Genomic DNA, 18128 nt, shown 5'->3' on the forward strand with positions numbered 1-18128 from the left:
CTTAGCTGAGGGCAAGGATGATCACGCCCAGAGCCACGACTGACGCGGCGACAAGGCGTCGTTGCGCCGGGCCTTCACCCAGCCAGTATACGCCGATCAGAGCGGCGAAGATCACGGATGTTTCGCGCACTGCCGACACGATTCCAATGGGCGCTAGTGTTTTGGCGAAGAGGGCCAGGCCGTAGGCAAGGCCAGAGATGACTCCGCCCGCTAGGCCGAGGACGAGGGAGCGTTGGCTGATGCGGAGCGCGCGCTCGAACCGAGTGCCGATGACGAAGACGGCCACGCAAATCTCGGCGGCGAAAAGCCAGACGACATAGCCGATGGGACTGCCGGACATTCGGATGCCGATACCGTCGACCACGGAATAGGCGGCGATGATCGCAGAAGTGGCAAGGGCGGCACCGATTCCGCGTTTGTCGGCATGACGGATCGCGGCAAGGATCATGATGCCGCCGGATACTATCAGGATGCCGATCCATGCCCAGAACGGCAGGGATTCATCTGCCCAGACCATCGCGCCCAAGGCGACCATCACGGGGGCGGTGCCGCGGGCTATGGGATAGATCAGGGACAGGTCGCCGAAGCGGTAAGACGTGTTGAGGCCGTAGTAGTAGGCCCAATGAATCACCGTAGACGCGATGATGAAAGGAAACGCCTCGAAGGCTGGAATGGGTGCAAAGGGCATCAGAGCGACGGCAGGCAGGGAATGACCCATTGCCACCAGCCCTAGCGTGATCGCCCGATCGCCCGAGGTCTTGACCAGTGCGTTCCAGAGCGCGTGGAGCAGTGCGGCCAGCAGGACGATCAGAAGGACCGCTGTGCTCACCTGGTTGTCCGGATCGCGTCAATGACGATGTTCAGGGCTGTGTCGAGATCGGATTGAGAGATCACCAGTGGGGGTGATAGGGTCAGCACGCTGCCAGCACTGATCTTGAAGCTGAGACCTTGGTCGAGGCAGGCGTAATAGATGCGTTCGGCGCGGTCTGGATCGGGAGTGCGGCTGTCTCGGTCGGTGACGATTTCGACCCCGAACATGAGGCCGCGACCGCGGATGTCACCGACATTCGGGTGATCGTGCAGGGCGTCTTTCAGGCGGTCTTGCGCGTGTTTGCCCAAAGTGGCGGATAGGTCGACCAGGCCTTCGTCTTCGATAATGTCGAGCGTTGTCAGGGCGGCGCGGGCTGTGACTGGGTTCTTTTCGTGCGTATAGTGCCCGATGGCGAAGTCTCCGGCCACATTCAGATCGTCCCGCGCAATGATCCCGGCGATGGGGAGCATTCCGCCGCCAAGCGCCTTGCCCAGAACCACGATGTCCGGCTCGATCCCGTCATGATCAAAGGCGAACATGCGGCCCGTCTTGCCGAGGCCGGTGGGGATTTCATCCATGATGAGCAGCGCACCGTGTTTGCGACAGGTAGCCTGCACGGCTTGCCAGTAGCCCGGAGGCGGGACAACGGGCACGGCGCGCATCGGCTCTGCGATCACCGCTGCCACATCACCCTCGCGGGCGAGTGCGAATTCGACCATTTTCGCACAGGCAAGGGCGCAGGTTTCGGGGCCGGGATGGCCGTAAGCGCAGTGGTAGCAGTGGAATGGGGCGACGTGTTCAGCACCGGGCAGGAGCGGGCCTGCGATATGGCTGCGGAACGTTGCCTCGCCGCCGACGCTGGACGCGCCAAAGCCAGCACCATGGAACGCGTCCCAGAAGCTGATGGTTTTGAACCGGCCTGTCGCGGCGCGGGCAAGGCGCAGGGCGACTTCGACGGCGTCTGATCCACCGGTGGTAAAGAGAACGCGGTTTAGAGTGCTGGGCGCGATCTGGCCAAGGCGTTCGGCAAGCGTGACCGAGACATCATTGGTGAACCGGCGCGGAGAGAAGGGCAGCGCGTCGATCTGGTCTTTGACGGCTTGCACAAGGCGCGGGTGGCCGTAGCCGATGTGATGCACAGAGTTTCCGTGGAAATCCATGAAGCGGCGGCCAGAGGTGTCTTCGATCCAGATGCCTTCGGCCTTGGCGATGGTCGACAGGCAAGGCGAAGAGAGAGATTGATGCAGGAACGCATCGGCATCGCGTGCCAGCAAATCGCGCGTTTCATTGTGCGTCTCGCGTGCGGACCAGTCGGCCCGTGCAGCGCTGGTGTTTGCTTCGCCTTCGGTATGACGCATCAGGCTGGGTCCTCGATATCTGTCATCTGGACGATAATGCGATCTGGACCGATCAGGATGACTGCGTATTGGGGGCGTTCATCGTGGGCGACGAAATTGGACCAGTCCCAAGTCTGATGCGGCGGTCGGGTCTGGTGCGCAATGGATCGGAGGGCAGTGAACGGCACGCCCCCGATCACGCCGGACACGGGCCGGTGCACATGACCGCAGAACAGGTGTTCGACCTGCGGGGCATTGGCGATCAGATCGATAAAGGGCTGATGATCGAGCAGGGGCATGTCGTCCAGCAACCCGAGACCCAAAGGGCCGGGTGGGTGGTGTGTGAAAACCAGAACGCGCCTGTCGGCCGTGTCGTGCAGGCGTTGCGCGAGCCAATCAAGGCGCACCGGGTCAAACGCACCCGCATCGCTGCCGGGCAGGGCGGTGTCGAGGCAAAGCAGTGATACGTTCTCGTCCATATCAAAGCGGTATTGATAGTAGGATTCGAGGCCCGAACCGGAATAAGGAAGTGCGGCCAGCAGATTTTCCCGGTTGTCATGGTTCCCGATCATCGGCAGCAGGGGTGTGTTTAAAGACGCAAGCCTGTCCGTCAGCGCGGCATATTCTTCGGGTGTGCCCGTGTCGGTCAGATCACCCGACACGACACAGCAGGCCGCGTCGGGGTGATAGCGGTTCATCTGGTCGATCACCTGCCGCAACCGGGTGCGACTGTTCACGCCTTCGACCTGCCCCGAGACCGTCTGGTGCAGGTCAGACATCCAGAGGATCTTGTGGGTAAATCCCATGTTTATCCGGGCCAGGGCAGGGAGTAGGTCTTGACGTTGGTGAAGAACTTCATCGCCTCAATAACGCCTTCCTTCACCCCGTTGCCACTGTCCTTGATGCCGCCGAAGGGGGACATTTCGATCCGGTAGCCGGGCTGTTCCCAGATGTTGCAGGTGCCGACGTTGAGGCCGTTGATATAGGCAATCGCGCGGTTCAGGTCGTTGGTGCAGACGCCAGAGGACAGGCCGAAATCGGTGCTGTTGGAGATGCGCATCACTTCTTCGTCGTTGTCGGGAACGCGGACGATGGGGATGATCGGGCCGAAGGTTTCCTCCATCACCAGTTCGCTGTCATGGGGGACATGGTCCACGACGATGGGCGGCAGAAGCGCGCCTTTGCGACCGGGATCGTAGAGCACTTTGGCGCCTTGGTCGGCGGCCATGTAGACCCGTTTTTCAAAGAGTTCGGCGGCTTGGGCGTGGATCACACAGCCGAGTTCGGTGGCCGGATCTTGCGGGTCGCCGAATTTGATCTTCTTGGCCTTTTCGACCACCAGCGGGACGAACCTGTCCGCCACGCTTTCCTGCACGAGGATGCGCTTGATCGCGGTGCAGCGTTGGCCGGAATTGCCGGTGGCACCCGCGACAGCAATGGTCGCGGCCTTGTCGAGGTCTGCATCGCTCAGGTCGTTGCAGATGATCAGCGGGTCGTTGCCGCCGAGTTCCAGTGCGGTGCGTTTGTAGCCCGCTTTGGAGGCGATGAGTTTGCCGACGGGGACGCCGCCGGTGAAGGTGATGATGTCGATGTTCGGGTTCGTCACCATCTCATCGCCGATGTCGGCGGGCATGCCGGTGACCACCTGGAACATCTCGGGTGGGAGCCCTGCTTCGTAGAGGATGTCGGCCAAAGTAAGCGCGGTCAGCGGTGTGAGTTCGGTCGGTTTGCACACCATGCAGTTGTTGGTGGCAATCGACGGCGCGATCTTGTGGCTGACCATGTTCAGCGGGTGGTTGAATGGGGTAATAGCGCTGATCGCGCGGACGGGTTCGCGCATCGTGAAGATCTTGCGCGCCTTGCCGTTGTGGGTCAGGTCACACGAGAAAATCTCGCCATCATCCTTCAGCGCCTCGGCGGCGGCGAATTGGTAGACGTCCTGTGCGCGCTTGGTCTCGTAGATCGAATGCTGGTGGCAGATGCCCAGTTCCAGCGTCAGCCATTTGGCAAGGTACTCGCGCTTTTCGCCAATGATCTCACCCGCACGTTGCAGAATTTGGCTGCGTTCATAGCGGGTGAGTTTCGACTGATAGTTCGCCGCGATCTCGAAGGCACGGCGGGCGTGTTCGGCGGTGCCCATGGGGACGGTGCCGATCACCTCGTCCGTGTAGGGATAGCGGACTTCGAGCCGCGCCTCGGTGTCGACCTTTTCACCACCGATGCGCATCTGTTCGTGACGGATTTCAGTCATGCGGGCACCTCTTCTAGCGCGGCAGCGGTTGTGGCGTAGAAGAACGCATCGAAGTTCCGCAGGGTCGGTGCGTTGGGCAGGTCGATCACGCGGTTCACGATGAACGGAACTTCCTGTTCGGTCAGCCCGCCATGGCTGCGCAGCGGTTCCTTGAGCGCGGCAAGGTCGTGGCGGTGGGCCGAGGTGCCGATCGTCATGTTCTCGGTCGAGATCATCACGATGTCGCCGATGCGGTCTGCGGGGAGTTCGAACCGCTGCACCGCAGTGGCTTTGTCCAGCACTTCGAGCATCTCTGGAAGAGCGCGGAGTCGCGCGATGACATCCGCCTGATCGGCTTCGGATGGCAGGTATGCGGTGGCGAACGATCCTAGCGCGCCGTGATGCACCACGTAGGGGTCAGTGATCGGCAGGATCACCCGCGCCGCCGCCTCGCCCAGCCAGTCGTCGAGCAAATCCTGAACGTAGATCACCGCCGGATCGCCATTGGTGTCATGCTTGGGCTTCATGCCGTGGTCGGCGGTGACGACGATTGCCGCACCCATGGCGTCCAGCTCCGTTAGGTAACGGTCGAACATCGAGTAGAAGTCTTTCGCACCTTGCTCATCCGGCGCGAACTTGTGCTGGATGTAGTCGGTCGTGGACAGGTACATCACGTCCGGCATCCACTCTTTCAGCAGCTTTACACCAGCGGCGAAGACGAATTCCGATAGGTCGGCGGAATAGACCTCGGGCACCGGCATGCCGAGCCAATCGGATGCTTTGTCGATCCCGTGTTCCGCTTTGGTCGTGTCGCCAGACCGCTCGGATGAAAACGCGATCGCGCGGTCTTCGTCGAACTTCAGGCCAGCGCCGAGCAACGCGCGCAGCTTGTCTTTGGCGGTGACGACAGCGACGCGTGCGCCTGCCTCGTAGAACTTGGAGAACACGGTCGGCGCGCGCAGGAAGCGCACGTCGTTCATCATTACCTCTTCGCCAGTTTCCGGCTCATAGAGGAAGTTGCCGCAGATGCCGTGAACGGCGGGCGGGCGCCCGGTGGCGATGCTCATGTTATTGGGGTTGGTGAAGGACGGGATCACCGAATGGGCCAGACGGTCTGTCCCGGTTTCGCGGATGCGCTTGAGCGTCGGCATCAGGCCTTCGGCAATGGCAACCTCAAGGTATTCGGGTTCGCAGCCATCCAGACAGATCGCAATCGCGCAGGTCTTGGGCGCGGGGTAGGTGCGGTCATTGGCGACCACGGGGCTCTTAATCGGCATATCTTTTCCTTCAGGCGGCGAGTTTCTTGCGTTCTTCCAAAGCGGCGGCAGGGGGTGCCGCGCTGCTGACGTTCATATCTGCGAGCGCATCACGGGCGGCATCCACCACGCGGCGCATCACGTGTTCATCCATCTGCCCGATCACCCCGATGCGAAAACTGTCCACGACTGTCAGCTTACCGGGATAGATGATGAACCCGCGTTGCTTCATGGCGTCATAAAACGCCTTGAAGGTAAAGTTCGGATCGGCGGGGCAGAAGAAGGTCACGATGATCGGGCTGAGCCAACGGTCGGCGAGCAGAGTCTCGAAGCCCAGATCGCGCATACCCTGTACCATCACATCACGGTTGCGGGTGTACCGCGCGCCACGGGCGGGGACACCGCCTTCGACTTCGTGCAGGTCGAGCGCCTTGAGAAAGGCGGCGACAACATGGGTCGGGGGCGTGAACCGCCACTGGCCGGTTTTCTCCATCGTGAACCATTGCGCATGAACGTCGAGCGACAGGGAGTGGGAATTACCTTTGGAGGCTTCGATCTCGTCCTTGCGGGCGATGACAAAGCCGAAACCGGGGACACCTTCGATACATTTGTTGGCCGACGACACGAAAGCGGCGCAGTTCAGTTTGATCGGGTCTAGCGGCAGCGCACCGAAGGCCGACATGCTGTCGATCAGGAGCTTGCGCCCGGCGGCTTGCGTGGCAGCGGCTATTTCCTCGACCGGGTTCAGGATGCCGCTGGAGGTTTCGCAGTGAATCGCGAGAACATGGGTGATGGCGGGGTCGTTGGCGAGGATCGTCGCAACCTCATCTCCGCGCGGTGGCAGGTAGTCGCCCTTGTCGAGCAGATGACACGCGCGGCCCAGATAGCCCAGCGTTTGCGCGGCGCGCAGGCCGTACGCGCCGTTGGCCAGTACAAGTACTTTGCCGTCGCGGGGGACAAAGCTGCCCAACATCGCTTCGACGCAGTAGCTGCCGGAACCTTGGATCGGAACGCAGTCGTATTCAGGCGCGCCATCGCCGATCAACCCCAATAACCGGGTGCGCATCGTGCGGGTCATCGACCGAAAATCGTCATCCCAACTGCCCCAATCCTTGAGCATCTCCTGCTTGACGGCATAAGCCGTAGTCAGTGGGCCAGGGGTCAGAAGATAGGGTTCCCCAAGTTCCGGGGCAGGCAGCGGTGTAGTAGACATGGTGTGGTTCCAAAGCTGATCTGGTCTTGGATATGCGGTGCTGTCAGGCATATGTAAAATCTTTGTTCTCTATTGATTGATAGGCTAGGGTTATGAAAATTTAGCGAACCCCGGAGCGAAGATGCGGTACAGTCAGCTACGCGCCTTTCATCACGTGGCCCTGCATGGCGGGTTTTCCCGTGCAGCGCGCGCCTTGAACATATCCCAGCCGTCGGTCTCGGATCAGGTGCGCCAGTTGGAACAACGGCATGATGTTTTGTTGTTCACGCGCGAAGCGCGGCAGGTGCGGATGACGGACGCGGGTGAGGCGCTGTTCCGTTTGACGAGTGAGATGTTCGAAGTCGAAGAACGCATCAGCGCCTTGTTCGACGAAAGCCGAACTGCACTTTCGGGACACCTGCGGATCATGGCTGACTCGGCGATGCATATCACCGACGCCGTGCGGCGGTTCCGCGAGGCCAGTCCGGGGGTGTTCGTGACGATCCGCACCGGAAACACCGAGGATTTGCTGCGTCGCTTGCGGAATTACGAGGCGGAGATTGGTGTGGTAGGCAATTCGATTTCTGCGCCTGATTTGGACAGCATCGACCTTGGGCGGACGCCGATCCTTGCCTTGGTGGCGAAAGGGTATCTGCCGCAGGGGACACGCAAACTGCGGTTCCGCGATTTGGGGCAATACCCGCTGATCTATCGCGAAGTGGGGTCACGCACACGGGCGCAGGTCGAAGAAGAAGCGGATCGGTTGAAGCTCTCACTGAATGCCGCGATCGAGGTCGAAGGTCGGGAGGCCATGCGCGAGGTTGTCGCCTCTGGGGCGGGGATCGGGTTCATCAGTGAGGCTGAGTTTGGGCATGACCGGCGGCTGAAGGCCATTCCTTTCGAAGATGTCGACTTGGGAATGTCGGAATCCCTTGTCACATTATCTGCGCGCAGGGATGTGCCGCTGATCCGGGGGTTTGTGAAAGCCGTGCAAAAGACCCTGACGACTGCGTGACGCAGGTATAGCAATAGGTTTTGCCTATAGGCTTATACAAATCACTTGTCTTTACATATGATCCTTGCTCGGCATGATCGACTCAAGCCTGGGAAATGCCGTGTCAAAACCAAAGCCGAATACGCTGTTCATCGTGATCGACCAGCTGCGCGCGGACTGCGTGTTTGGGGCGCTTGCGACGCATCTCGGCCTGCCAAATATGCGTGCGCTTGCTGCAGATGCTGTGACATTCAGCAACCATTATTCCGTGACATCACCTTGCGGTCCTTCCCGTGTGTCTTTGCTGACTGCGCAATATGCGTCAAACCACGGCGCCACGCGCAACGGGACGCCGCTTAAGCGCGACACGCCGAATCTAGCGACGGTTTCACGGCAGCACGGGTTCGATCCGTTGTTGTTCGGATATACAGACACATCGCATGATCCAAGATTCCTGCCGCCGGACGATCCGAGACTGTTCTCCTATGAAGAGCTTGCGCCCGGGTTCGAAGAAGTGGTGCGCATGCGGTTGGAGGAGGATTCCAGCGCGTGGGAGGATCATTTGCGCGCGCATGGCTACGATGTGCCGCCTTATCCAGAGATGTACCGGCCAGTCGGGGATACGCCGGATTCCCCCGCGCTTTATGCAGCTGAACATAGCGACACGGCCTATTTGACCGACCGCGTGATTGACGATTTGGGCCAACGCCCGCCGGGTTGGTTTGGTTTGGTGACTTATATCCGGCCGCATCCGCCTTTTGTGGCACCTGCGCCGTATAACCAGATGTATGCCGCAGCCGACATGCCAACTGCGCAAGAGGCCGATGATCCCGATTGGCACCCTTATGTGGCGACGGCACGGCGCAAATCCAAAGTGTCTTCGACGGTTGTCGGGTTCCCCGATTTAGAAACTTCGGACGCGACAACGCGCATGATCCGACAGCTGTATTTTGGGCTGGCGACAGAGGTGGATCATCACATCGGGCGGCTGATCGGTTGGCTCAAGGAAACTGGTCAATACGATGATACATTGATTGTTCTGACCGCTGATCACGGCGAAATGCTGGGTGACTATGGGCTGTGGGGCAAGATGACGTTCCATGATGCGGCATTCCACGTACCGTTGATCATTCGCGCACCGCACGCCACTGTTCGCGGAGTGACCGTCGCGCAGCCGACGGAGTCCATAGATGTCACGCCTACGATTCTGGAGTGTCTGGGGCTGGACGCGCCGCATTCTATGGATGGGAAAAGCCTGAAGCCATTTCTTGACGGCGAGGCGCCGAAAGAATGGCGGCAGGTTTCTGTATCGGAGCTGGATTTCGGCGATCCGGTCAAGCCAACACTTTGGCAGATGGATCATGATCTGCCCATTGATGCCGCGAATCTGGCTGTGCTGCGCCGTGGTCCGATGCGATTCGTGCAATTCGCAGGCGGGCTGCCGCCGATCCTCATGGACGTGTCCAGCGGCATGGAAGTTCGAAATCTGGCAAAAAATTCAGCACATATGCAGACAATGCTTGATTTGATGCAGGATATGCTTTGCCATCGAATGGTTAACAGCGATGGCACTTTCTCAAGAACGCTGATTACCGACAACGGCGTGAAAGTGGCCTCATGAGTTTTGCTGATCTGGTCCTGTCACGCATCTGTCATGGTTGCCAGAGATACACATCCCGGCTGTTTCAACCGGGCTGACCAAATGAAGGAGGCACACTGCCAGAACCCAGTTCTACCGTCGCGTCGAGATCTGCCGAACACTGGCGCGATACTATGGACACCCGAAATGACCGGACGTTGAATGTACCGGAAAAAGGGGGAACAGCCCCCATTCACCACTTGGAACCAACAGGAGATAAAATGAAACGACTTCTACTTTCAGGCGTGGCCATGATTGCCCTGCCGGCAGCGGCTTATGCCAACTGCCCCGCAGTCACAGTCGCCGATATGCAGGGCGTCGCCGCCGGTGAATTCCCGCAACAGTTCGAGCTGAGTGCCTTTCAGGACGCCGCCGGCTGCTCCATGGAGTTCAAGGCAAACCCGGAAATCGAAGCGCTGAACGCACAGATCAAAGGCAACCCTGACCTGCCGCCGCTTGCAGAGCGTATCCCGGCAGAGCCGCTGGTTGTCGTGCCTTATGACAGCGTTGGTCAATACGGTGGTGAACTGAATGTTCTGTCGAACGCGACAGAAGCGGGCACATCCGATTTCCTTTCGGTGCGTCACGTTAACCTCGTGCGCTATTCCGATGACCTTCAGACAATCGTTCCGAATATCGCCAAGTCGTGGTCGTGGAACGATGATTACACCCAGCTTACCTTCAACCTGCGTGCGGGGCACAAGTGGTCTGACGGTGCGCCTTTTACGTCGGCTGACGTGAAGTTCTGGCATGACAACATCATGCTCGACACCAACATCTTCGAGCAGGTGCGCGACTACGTGACCGTCGGCGGTGAGACCATGACGGTCGATACGCCGGATGATGTGACAGTGATTTTCAATCTGCCAGCACCGAAGCCTGGTCTGCTGACACACTTTGCGACGTCCTACGCGCAGGGTTTCCAGCCCATGCATTTCCTTGGCCAGTTCCACCCGGACATCAACCCGGATGCCGACAGCTATGCGCAGTCGCTTGGCTTTGAAAACGGCTATGATGCGATCCTTGCCTATTACGGGAACTCGGACTGGACTGACACACCGTCGCCGATGCTGTCGCGTGCGGACATCGTCGATGGTCTGCCCAAGGCAACTGTGCCGACGCTGGAATCGCACATCTACATCACCGACACGACCGAAGGTCGGAAACTGGTGGCGAACCCGTATTTCCACCAGGTCGACACAACTGGTCAGCAGCTTCCCTACATCTCGACGCAGGACGAGCTTTATATCAACGATAACGAAGTGCGTATCCTCAAGCTGGTCAACGGCGAAGTGGACTACAAATCGCAGTCCGTGCGTCTTGAATCCGCTCCGCTGCTTCTGGAAAATCAGGAAAAGGGCAACTACTCGATCCAGCTCAAGCCGACGGTTGGCATGCCAGCCTTCAGCTTCAACTTCACCATCGAAGACGAAGGCAAGCGCGCGCTTTACAACGATCTGCGGTTCCGTGAAGCCATGTCGTTGGCCGTCAACCGCGACGAGCTGAACGAGATTGCGTATTTCGGTCAGGGTACGCCCAGCCAGATCGCACCGTTCAATCCGGCGCCTGATTTCGTTGATCCCAGCTGGGAAACCTACAAGGCCGAATTTGATCCAGACACCTCCAAGGCGCTACTGGATGAGATCGGCATGGTCGATACCGATGGTGACGGTTTCCGTGAACTGCCCAACGGGGAAAAGATCACTCTGAACCTGCAATTCTCGACTCAGGGTATTGCCGGTGCCGTGGTGGAACTTGTTGGCCAGAACTGGGCCGATGTCGGCGTCCAGACGCAGGTCAAGGAAGTGACGCCGGATGAATACCGTTCCGCGCAATCCGCCAACAACCTTGACGTGGGTCTGTGGCAGTACGGTGCGCCGCTGGCAATCCATCTGGGTCTCAACAGCTTCTTCCGTCCTCCGTTCGGCACGTATTTCGAACACCGCACCGGGATGCTCTGGGCGGAATGGCTGGACACCAATGGCGCGTCTGGCGTTGAGCCGCCGGAATGGGCCAAGAAGCTGGCCGCTGATATCGACGCGTTCCAGTCGGCTGTTCCGGGCACCGCTGAGTCCAATGCGCTGGGCGCTGGTCTGGTGGAGAACTTCGTGAGCAACATGGTGATGATCGGCACGGTGAAAGCGCCGGAACCGATCTATGCCAGCAACAACCTCAAGAACTTCACCGAGTTCAAGACATGGTCCTACGAATACTACCGGACCTACCCCTACCGCGCGACACAGTGGTGGTTGGACGAATAAAGGTCTCTGACCTTGACGTGGGCGGCGATTGTCGCCCACGTCTTTCCTCAAGAATGATGGCAGTCTGACAGGCACACCGGATCAACCGGAGGCGCAGACGCAATGCAGGGGCATGCTTCATGTTGAATTTTGCGCGCTTCGTGGTGACACGCGCAGTTCTGGCAATGGTCACGCTGATCATTGTCTCGCTGGTCGTGTTTTCACTCATGGAGTTGGTCCCGGGCGATTGCGCCGAGCGATACCTTGCGTTCAAGAATACCCAAGGTTCCGGTATCTCCGCTGCCGATATCGAGAACGAGCGCATCCGACTAGGGCTGGATCGACCGTTCCTCGAACGTTGGGGCAAGTGGATCGTCAACGCATTCCAAGGCGAGTTCGGCGACAGCTGTATCCTGCGCGTCGATATCGCCCAGCTTCTTGGCGACAAGTTCTGGATTTCGCTGGGTCTGTGTCTTGCCTCATTGCTGCTGGCCTATTCAATTGCCTTGCCTGTCGGCATCATCGCTGCTGCGTCTGACAATGCGATCCTGAACAACTCGCTGCGTCTGTTCAGCTATCTTGGCCTTGCCATGCCGAATTTCTTGCTGGCGCTGATGATCATGCTGTTCTCGACTGTCTATTTCGGGGACACACTGACCGGATTGTTTTCAGCCGAATATCGCGATGCACCATGGAGTGTGGACCGGGTTCTTGACCTGCTGAGTAACGCGTGGTTGCCCATTTTCATCCTTGGTTGGTCGGCTACCGCCTTTGCGTTGCAAACCGTGCGCGCACTGATGTCCGACGAGATCGGCAAGCTTTACGTGACGGCTGCATCAGCCCGCGGCGTACATGGGCGCAAATTGCTTTGGAACTACCCGGCCCGTCACGCGCTTGGCCCAATCGTCAACAGCCTTGGCTTTGACCTCAACCGTATCTTCAACGAATTGCCCATCGTGGCGCTGATCTTGACGCTGACCGAAGCGGGCGCGTTGTTGATCGAAGCGCTGGCGCGGTCAAACGATCAACAATTGGCCGGGGCGATCATTTTCCTTCTCACCGCGTCCATCGTGACGCTCAACTTCTTGACGGACGTGTTGTTGGCGGTTCTTGATCCGCGTGTCCGCAAGAGCATCGTGAGGTGACGCCATGACGACGACACCCAATCCCATGAAGCCGAATTTGGCCCAGACCACGGGACCAGATGTGCAGGTCGTGGAAACGGACGCTGCCGTAGAGCGTCGTTCGAAAGAGGCGTATTTCACAGCGTCACAAGGCCAACTGATCTGGGCGCGTTTCAAGAAACAGCGCGCGGCGATGATCGCGGCATGTGTGTTGCTGTTCCTTGTGCTGTCAGGGATTTTCGCGCCGTTCCTGTCGCCCTACAATCCGACGATTGCCGGCAAGAACGACGAATACACCAACGGCGCGCCACAAATCCCACAGTTCTGTGACGTGAACGGCTGTTCGCTGCGACCCTTCGTTCATGCAGTCGAACGCGAGCGGTCGATGGCAACGAACTTTCGATGGGTGACGACCATCAACGAGGAGGAGCGGCACTACGTCTACTTCTTCGTCGAAGGTTGGGAGTACAAGCTTTTCGGCTTCATTCCGATGGACACACATTTGTTCGGTACGCAGGAAGGGTTTGTGCATGTCTTTGGCACCGATGATGCTGGAAAGGATATCTTTTCACGCACCTTCCACGCCATTTGGACCTCATTGCAAGTGGGGACGATCGGTGTCTTGATCGCTTTTGTGCTGGCACTCGTGATCGGGGGCGTGTCGGGGTATTATGGCGGCTGGATCGACTCTGTTCTGCAGATGATCACCGATGCGGTGCGAACGGTTCCTGCCATTCCGCTTTTCATGGCAGTGGCTGCGTTCATGCCACCTGAATTATCCGCCGAGGAGCGATTCTTCTATATCTCGCTGATCCTTGGCTTGATTGGCTGGCCGACACTGGCGCGGCGCGTGCGGACGCACTTGCTGACCGAGCGCAATCAGGAATACGTGTTGGCTGCCCAGCTTTGCGGAGCCTCGTCTGGCCACGTGATCCGGCGCCATCTGCTGCCCAGCTTCACCAGCTATATCATCGTCGATCTCGTAATTTCGTTCCCGTACATGGTGCTGTCGGAAACGGCGCTGTCGTTCATCGGGCTTGGCCTAAAGGATCCGGTGAACAGCCTTGGCGTGATGCTCCAGAACGTGACCAGCGCAGACGTGCTTCTTAATTACCAATGGTACTTCATCCCGGTGATCTTTTTCATCGCACTGGTGATGGCGTTTGTGTTTGTCGGTGACGGCTTGCGCGACGCGGCAGACCCCTATTCGGATAACAACAAATGACGGCCCTAATCGACGTAGAAAACCTGACACTCAAGTTTCGCACGGACGAGGGGCTGATCACCGCTGTCGACAATGTCAGTTTCTCGCTCAACAAGGGCGAGGTGATGGGGTTGGTCGGAGAGTCCGGTTCGGGCAAATCGGTGACCGCCAAGGCGCTGATGCATTTGAACGCTCGCAACGCCGTTTATACGCCGGAAAGCAAGATCACGCTTCACACCGAAAGCGGCCCAGTAGACGTTCTATCCCTCAAAACGCCGCGCGAGTTGAACATCGTGCGTGGCGGTGCTGTGTCCATGATTTTTCAGGAACCGATGGCCAGCTTTGCGCCCGCGATCACCATCGGCAAACAAATGGTCGAGCAGCTTCAGCTGCATGGGGATTACACGAACGAGAGCGCCAAGCGCTGGTCAATTGAAATGCTGGACCGCGTTGGCATTTCTGATCCGTCCAAGAGGTTCGATCAGTACGCGTTTGAATTGTCGGGCGGCATGCGTCAGCGGGCGATGATCGCGATGGCACTTTCGACGCAACCCAAGCTGCTGATCGCGGATGAGCCGACAACGGCACTGGACGTGACCATTCAGGCGCAGGTGATCGACCTTATGAAAGACCTCGTGGCCGAGTTTCAGATGGGGATCGTGTTTATCACGCATGACCTTGGAGTGGTTGCACAGACCGCTGACAAGGTGAACGTCATGTATCTGGGTCGGATGATCGAAGAAGGCCCCGTCCGCGAGGTGATCCGCAATTCAAAACATCCCTACACGCAGGGTTTGCTTGCGGCTTTGCCGAAACTGGATGACCTCGACTCGCCGTTGACGCCTGTCCCCGGCGACATCCCGTCACCGCTTGAGCGGCCATCAGGGTGTGTGTTTCACACACGCTGTTCCAAGGTTGTAGGAGACGTGTGCAGAATCACCGATCCCAGAGATCGCAAGATCGACGCGACACACAAAGTGGCCTGCCATATCTACGACGAGGTGCCGGCATGAGTGATGTTCTGATCTGCGCCAAAGGGCTGTCCGTGGGGTTTCCTATCGGGGGTGGACTGTTCAACAAGCAGGTCCTCAAGGCTGTTGATAATGTTTCCCTCGACATCAAAAAGGGGTCGTTCTTTGGGCTTGTCGGCGAAAGTGGTTCTGGAAAGACCACGCTGGGACGCGCTCTGCTGAAGGCGGCTCCGATCACTGCGGGCGGTGCGCATTACAGTGATGGTGAGGTTGATTACGATCTTGAGAAGATCACAAATGACCAGCTCAAGGATTATCGCAAACGTGCGCAGTTGATCTTTCAGGACCCCTATGCGGCGCTTAGCCCGCGTATGACGGTGCGGGATATCATTGCCGAACCACTCGAAGTGATGCGTCTTACGAAGAACCGCCAGGAAACCGATGCCCGCGTGCGCGAGATCGCGGCGAAGTGCCGGTTGAACCTTGAACACTTGCGCCGATTTCCTCACGCATTTTCCGGTGGTCAGCGTCAGCGTATTTCGATTGCCCGCGCGCTGGTGTCTGCACCCAAGTTCATCGTTGCGGATGAAAGCGTTGCGGCTTTGGATGTGTCCATTCAGGCGGATGTGCTGAACCTGCTCAAGCAGATCCAGTCCGATATGGGTCTGACCTTCATGTTCATCAGCCACGATTTGTCGGTGGTGGCGCATACCTGCGATCATGTCGCTGTGATGTATCTGGGTCGCTTGGTGGAATCCGCTCCAACGCGCAAACTTTTTGCGGCCCCGCGCCACCCTTATACCAAGGCGTTGTTCTCGGCGATCCCGTCGCTTGATCCGGATGACCGGGGTTCCGCGCAAAAGCTGACGGGGGAAATACCGTCGCCGACCAATCAACCGTCGGGCTGCAAGTTTCACACTCGGTGCCCATTCGCTATCGACCACTGCAAACAGGTTGAACCCAAACTTGAAACGGACGGCACAGGGCATGACGTGGCGTGCCATCGGTGGAAGGAACTCATGGCCCCGCAAGCCGCGTGATCAGCTGTCCAAGTTTCTTCGGTACGGTGCATGTGTCGTGGCACGTTTCAGATCGTCGGCGAGGATCTTGGCAAGCGACAAGGCTCCGCTTGGGCTAAGCCGCGTCGAGGTGATGTAGTCACTCGACAAGCCACCCCGCACATCGCATCGCGTGCTTGAACAGAACGCGCCCCACGTGTCGACATAGGTCATCTGGCCGGTGGCAGCAAAGCTGCGGAACAGATCGTCCATCGTGGCGTGGCGCTGTGTAACGTCCGAGACTGCGACCGTGGTCGAGATTTTGGGCATACCCATATACAGCCCGGCACCAGGCAAACTGGATCGTGCGGCCATTTCTGCGTCAAAGCTTGGATGTGATGGAACCTGCCGCAGAACCGAGACGCGCACGCCTCTGTCTGACAAGGTCTGCAAAGTGTTTTTTGCTGCGCTTTCCACGTAGTCTGCTTGTCGTGAGATGTCCATGGGACTGCCGTCCAAGGGCCCGATCCGCACTTTGGCTTCGGTGAAAAGTTCAATCTTTGGAACATCTAGGTAATAGGCCCAATCCGCAACAAGAGTGACTTGTCGTACAGACGTCAGATGCGGCAAGGCTTGCAGGACTTGGGCTGACTGCCTGTCGCATTCCTGTCCGGAAACAGATGATCCCGCAGGGAATCGACTTTGCAGGTCGCCCAAGGGCACGCAGTCAGTGCGTGCGATCAGCAATGTGGGTACAGCCGCCCGGCGTGCAGCCTCGGCATAGCCAATGCTGATCGCATCAAGCTGGTGATCGCCCCAGACCAAAACCTTTGGCGGGCCGTCTGGCCCTAAGCGGCAGACTTCGAGTCCCGCCAAAGGGCCGTCGGTTTCGCGCGGACACCGCGTGGACGGTGCGTCCGAATGCAGCGCGTGAAGATACGCTTGCGCCCCATCGGGGAACCGCCATTGCAATCCATGTGTCATCAGACTGATCATGCCATTGACGAACAGGACCGTTGCAACCGCGCCGCTGATAACGAGCTTATTTGTTCCGGTCCGTTGTTCGATATGTTGCCAGACCGACCATGAGAAAATCGCGAAGAGCAGGCAGGGGATGACCAACAAGACTAGGTCGAGTTTCTCATGCCCTGAGATGCTGAGCGCGGTGTTCAGTTTGAGAAGTGGAACGGCCCATAGGAAGGTGTGAAGCACCATTCCAAACCAGCGCCTGCGCAAGTCGGTCATCTCTGGCTGCGAAGTTCGACTGCGGCTGCCAAGATAGAGAAAAGACAGGCCGAGCGCCACAATGGCACGCGACACCAACGTGTCACCGAAGGCCGAGATTGCAAGGACACCGGCCAAGATATTAATGACGCCGATGAGTGCTGCGAACTCCAAAACGCGGAATCGGTGCGTGATGATGAACGGCAGTGCGCCGAACAGAAAGGCCCATAAGCCGCCGATGGGAAGCTGCTGGACCATCGGCGCGTCGATCAGTGTCAGGATCAGCGAAACGATGGAAATGCTTCCAAGAACGAAAAGCAAACGCAAGCTGTTGGCTGAAAACAACCAGAAGAGCACGCTGAGGATCACGCCACACTGCGCGATCAGTGCCAGCAACCACAAGTGGTCGAACAGCCCGTCAAAGCGCATGCCCGTTTCAACAGGAAAGAACACTTGGCCGACATTGGTTGTGAAGGTGGCAGCCAACAACAACGCATGACCAAGGTTCTCATACTCTTGCGGTAAGAACACCATCCAGCCCACGCCGAACAGCAGCACCGCACAGCACAGAACGCCGATGAAGTATGCCTGCAACACGCAGATGATCTGGGATTTGAATATGTCCGTGCCACGGATCAGCTGATTGGCGCACCAAGCGCCACAAAAGACCAGGATGATATCCTTGGCAAAGGCGTCCGCACCCACTTGTCCTGCACCCAAAGCTGCAAGAACAAAGGCGAGGCAGGCCAATGCAAGCAGAAACTGTCTGATTTCCGACCGCGCAGATTCAGAATCTTTGAGAACAAAGACGTCTGACACACGCAAGGTCGAGCGGGTTGACACAGTATCACACCTTAGCAGCTACGGCCCCCACCGTTGAGCATGGATACTCTTTCGCTGACGGCGTG

Annotated in this window: 14 protein-coding genes; 7 read left to right on the forward strand and 7 right to left on the reverse strand. The window is 58.5% G+C overall.

All coding sequences use genetic code 11. From position 1 onward, the window contains the following. Position 1 precedes the first annotated feature (1 nt). The 6 genes from MCRY_RS01310 to MCRY_RS01335 are packed head-to-tail and all read right to left on the reverse strand — an operon-like array spanning position 2 to position 6847. On the reverse strand, positions 2-829 hold the full coding sequence (locus MCRY_RS01310; RefSeq protein ID WP_171046055.1) for a DMT family transporter: 828 nt from the start codon (positions 827-829) through the stop codon (positions 2-4). After that, the gene (pbfA, locus tag MCRY_RS01315) at positions 826-2169 is read right to left on the reverse strand and encodes a (R)-1-hydroxy-2-aminoethylphosphonate ammonia-lyase (RefSeq protein WP_085627648.1); all 1344 of its coding nucleotides are present in this window, start codon (positions 2167-2169) and stop codon (positions 826-828) included. Before pbfA ends, MCRY_RS01310 begins: the two co-directional genes overlap by 4 nt. After that, a complete protein-coding gene (locus MCRY_RS01320; protein WP_203276155.1) occupies positions 2169-2927 on the reverse strand; it encodes a metallophosphoesterase in 759 nt (252 codons plus the stop codon). Before MCRY_RS01320 ends, pbfA begins: the two co-directional genes overlap by 1 nt. A 29-nt stretch (positions 2928-2956) precedes the next feature. Beyond that, on the reverse strand, positions 2957-4399 hold the full coding sequence (gene phnY, locus MCRY_RS01325; RefSeq protein ID WP_085627650.1) for a phosphonoacetaldehyde dehydrogenase: 1443 nt from the start codon (positions 4397-4399) through the stop codon (positions 2957-2959). Then, positions 4396-5655 (reverse strand): phosphonoacetate hydrolase, encoded by a 1260-nt coding sequence (gene phnA / locus MCRY_RS01330; RefSeq protein WP_085627651.1) that lies wholly within the window; start codon positions 5653-5655, stop codon positions 4396-4398. The genes phnY and phnA overlap by 4 nt, the downstream gene beginning before the upstream one ends. A gap of 10 nt (positions 5656-5665) precedes the next feature. Next, the gene (locus tag MCRY_RS01335; RefSeq protein ID WP_085627769.1) at positions 5666-6847 is read right to left on the reverse strand and encodes a 2-aminoethylphosphonate--pyruvate transaminase; all 1182 of its coding nucleotides are present in this window, start codon (positions 6845-6847) and stop codon (positions 5666-5668) included. Positions 6848-6968: 121 nt separating this feature from the next. On the opposite strand from MCRY_RS01335, the gene MCRY_RS01340 reads away from it, so the two are divergent. The 7 genes from MCRY_RS01340 to MCRY_RS01370 all read left to right on the forward strand — a co-directional run bounded on the left by MCRY_RS01340 (position 6969) and on the right by MCRY_RS01370 (position 16038). Next, positions 6969-7841, forward strand: a complete 873-nt coding sequence (locus tag MCRY_RS01340) for a LysR substrate-binding domain-containing protein (protein WP_085627652.1) — start codon at positions 6969-6971, stop codon at positions 7839-7841. A gap of 73 nt (positions 7842-7914) precedes the next feature. Then, on the forward strand, positions 7915-9441 hold the full coding sequence (locus tag MCRY_RS01345; RefSeq protein ID WP_085627653.1) for a sulfatase-like hydrolase/transferase: 1527 nt from the start codon (positions 7915-7917) through the stop codon (positions 9439-9441). Positions 9442-9680: 239 nt separating this feature from the next. Continuing rightward, positions 9681-11720 (forward strand): ABC transporter substrate-binding protein, encoded by a 2040-nt coding sequence (locus MCRY_RS01350; RefSeq protein ID WP_085627654.1) that lies wholly within the window; start codon positions 9681-9683, stop codon positions 11718-11720. A 119-nt stretch (positions 11721-11839) separates the two neighbouring features. Continuing rightward, positions 11840-12844, forward strand: a complete 1005-nt coding sequence (locus MCRY_RS01355; protein ID WP_085627655.1) for an ABC transporter permease — start codon at positions 11840-11842, stop codon at positions 12842-12844. A 4-nt stretch (positions 12845-12848) separates the two neighbouring features. Then, positions 12849-14048 carry an ABC transporter permease gene (locus MCRY_RS01360; protein WP_085627656.1) on the forward strand — a complete coding sequence of 400 codons (1200 nt, stop codon included), beginning with the start codon at positions 12849-12851 and terminating at the stop codon, positions 14046-14048. Next, complete coding sequence (locus tag MCRY_RS01365; RefSeq protein WP_085627657.1) at positions 14045-15040, forward strand: ABC transporter ATP-binding protein; 996 nt, start codon at positions 14045-14047, stop codon at positions 15038-15040. Before MCRY_RS01360 ends, MCRY_RS01365 begins: the two co-directional genes overlap by 4 nt. After that, complete coding sequence (locus tag MCRY_RS01370; protein ID WP_085627658.1) at positions 15037-16038, forward strand: ABC transporter ATP-binding protein; 1002 nt, start codon at positions 15037-15039, stop codon at positions 16036-16038. Before MCRY_RS01365 ends, MCRY_RS01370 begins: the two co-directional genes overlap by 4 nt. Here the strand turns inward: MCRY_RS01370 and MCRY_RS01375 are convergent, their stop codons facing one another. Beyond that, on the reverse strand, positions 16039-18063 hold the full coding sequence (locus tag MCRY_RS01375) for an SGNH hydrolase domain-containing protein (protein ID WP_085627659.1): 2025 nt from the start codon (positions 18061-18063) through the stop codon (positions 16039-16041). Positions 18064-18128 lie beyond the last annotated feature (65 nt).

The sequence above is a fragment of the Marivita cryptomonadis genome (assembly GCF_002115725.1).
In the GTDB taxonomy this organism is placed as follows: Bacteria; Pseudomonadota; Alphaproteobacteria; order Rhodobacterales; family Rhodobacteraceae; genus Marivita; species Marivita cryptomonadis.

Excerpts from the sequence above, each read along its gene's own strand:
- pbfA (WP_085627648.1), bottom strand. The coding sequence starts at position 2,169 with ATGCGTCATACCGAAGGCGAAGCAAACACCAGCGCTGCACGGGCCGAC.
- MCRY_RS01320 (WP_203276155.1), bottom strand. The coding sequence starts at position 2,927 with ATGTCTGACCTGCACCAGACGGTCTCGGGGCAGGTCGAAGGCGTGAAC.
- phnY (WP_085627650.1), bottom strand. The coding sequence starts at position 4,399 with ATGACTGAAATCCGTCACGAACAGATGCGCATCGGTGGTGAAAAGGTC.
- phnA (WP_085627651.1), bottom strand. The coding sequence starts at position 5,655 with ATGCCGATTAAGAGCCCCGTGGTCGCCAATGACCGCACCTACCCCGCG.
- MCRY_RS01335 (WP_085627769.1), bottom strand. The coding sequence starts at position 6,847 with ATGTCTACTACACCGCTGCCTGCCCCGGAACTTGGGGAACCCTATCTT.
- MCRY_RS01340 (WP_085627652.1), top strand. The coding sequence starts at position 6,969 with ATGCGGTACAGTCAGCTACGCGCCTTTCATCACGTGGCCCTGCATGGC.
- MCRY_RS01345 (WP_085627653.1), top strand. The coding sequence starts at position 7,915 with ATGATCGACTCAAGCCTGGGAAATGCCGTGTCAAAACCAAAGCCGAAT.
- MCRY_RS01350 (WP_085627654.1), top strand. The coding sequence starts at position 9,681 with ATGAAACGACTTCTACTTTCAGGCGTGGCCATGATTGCCCTGCCGGCA.
- MCRY_RS01355 (WP_085627655.1), top strand. The coding sequence starts at position 11,840 with ATGTTGAATTTTGCGCGCTTCGTGGTGACACGCGCAGTTCTGGCAATG.
- MCRY_RS01360 (WP_085627656.1), top strand. The coding sequence starts at position 12,849 with ATGACGACGACACCCAATCCCATGAAGCCGAATTTGGCCCAGACCACG.
- MCRY_RS01365 (WP_085627657.1), top strand. The coding sequence starts at position 14,045 with ATGACGGCCCTAATCGACGTAGAAAACCTGACACTCAAGTTTCGCACG.
- MCRY_RS01370 (WP_085627658.1), top strand. The coding sequence starts at position 15,037 with ATGAGTGATGTTCTGATCTGCGCCAAAGGGCTGTCCGTGGGGTTTCCT.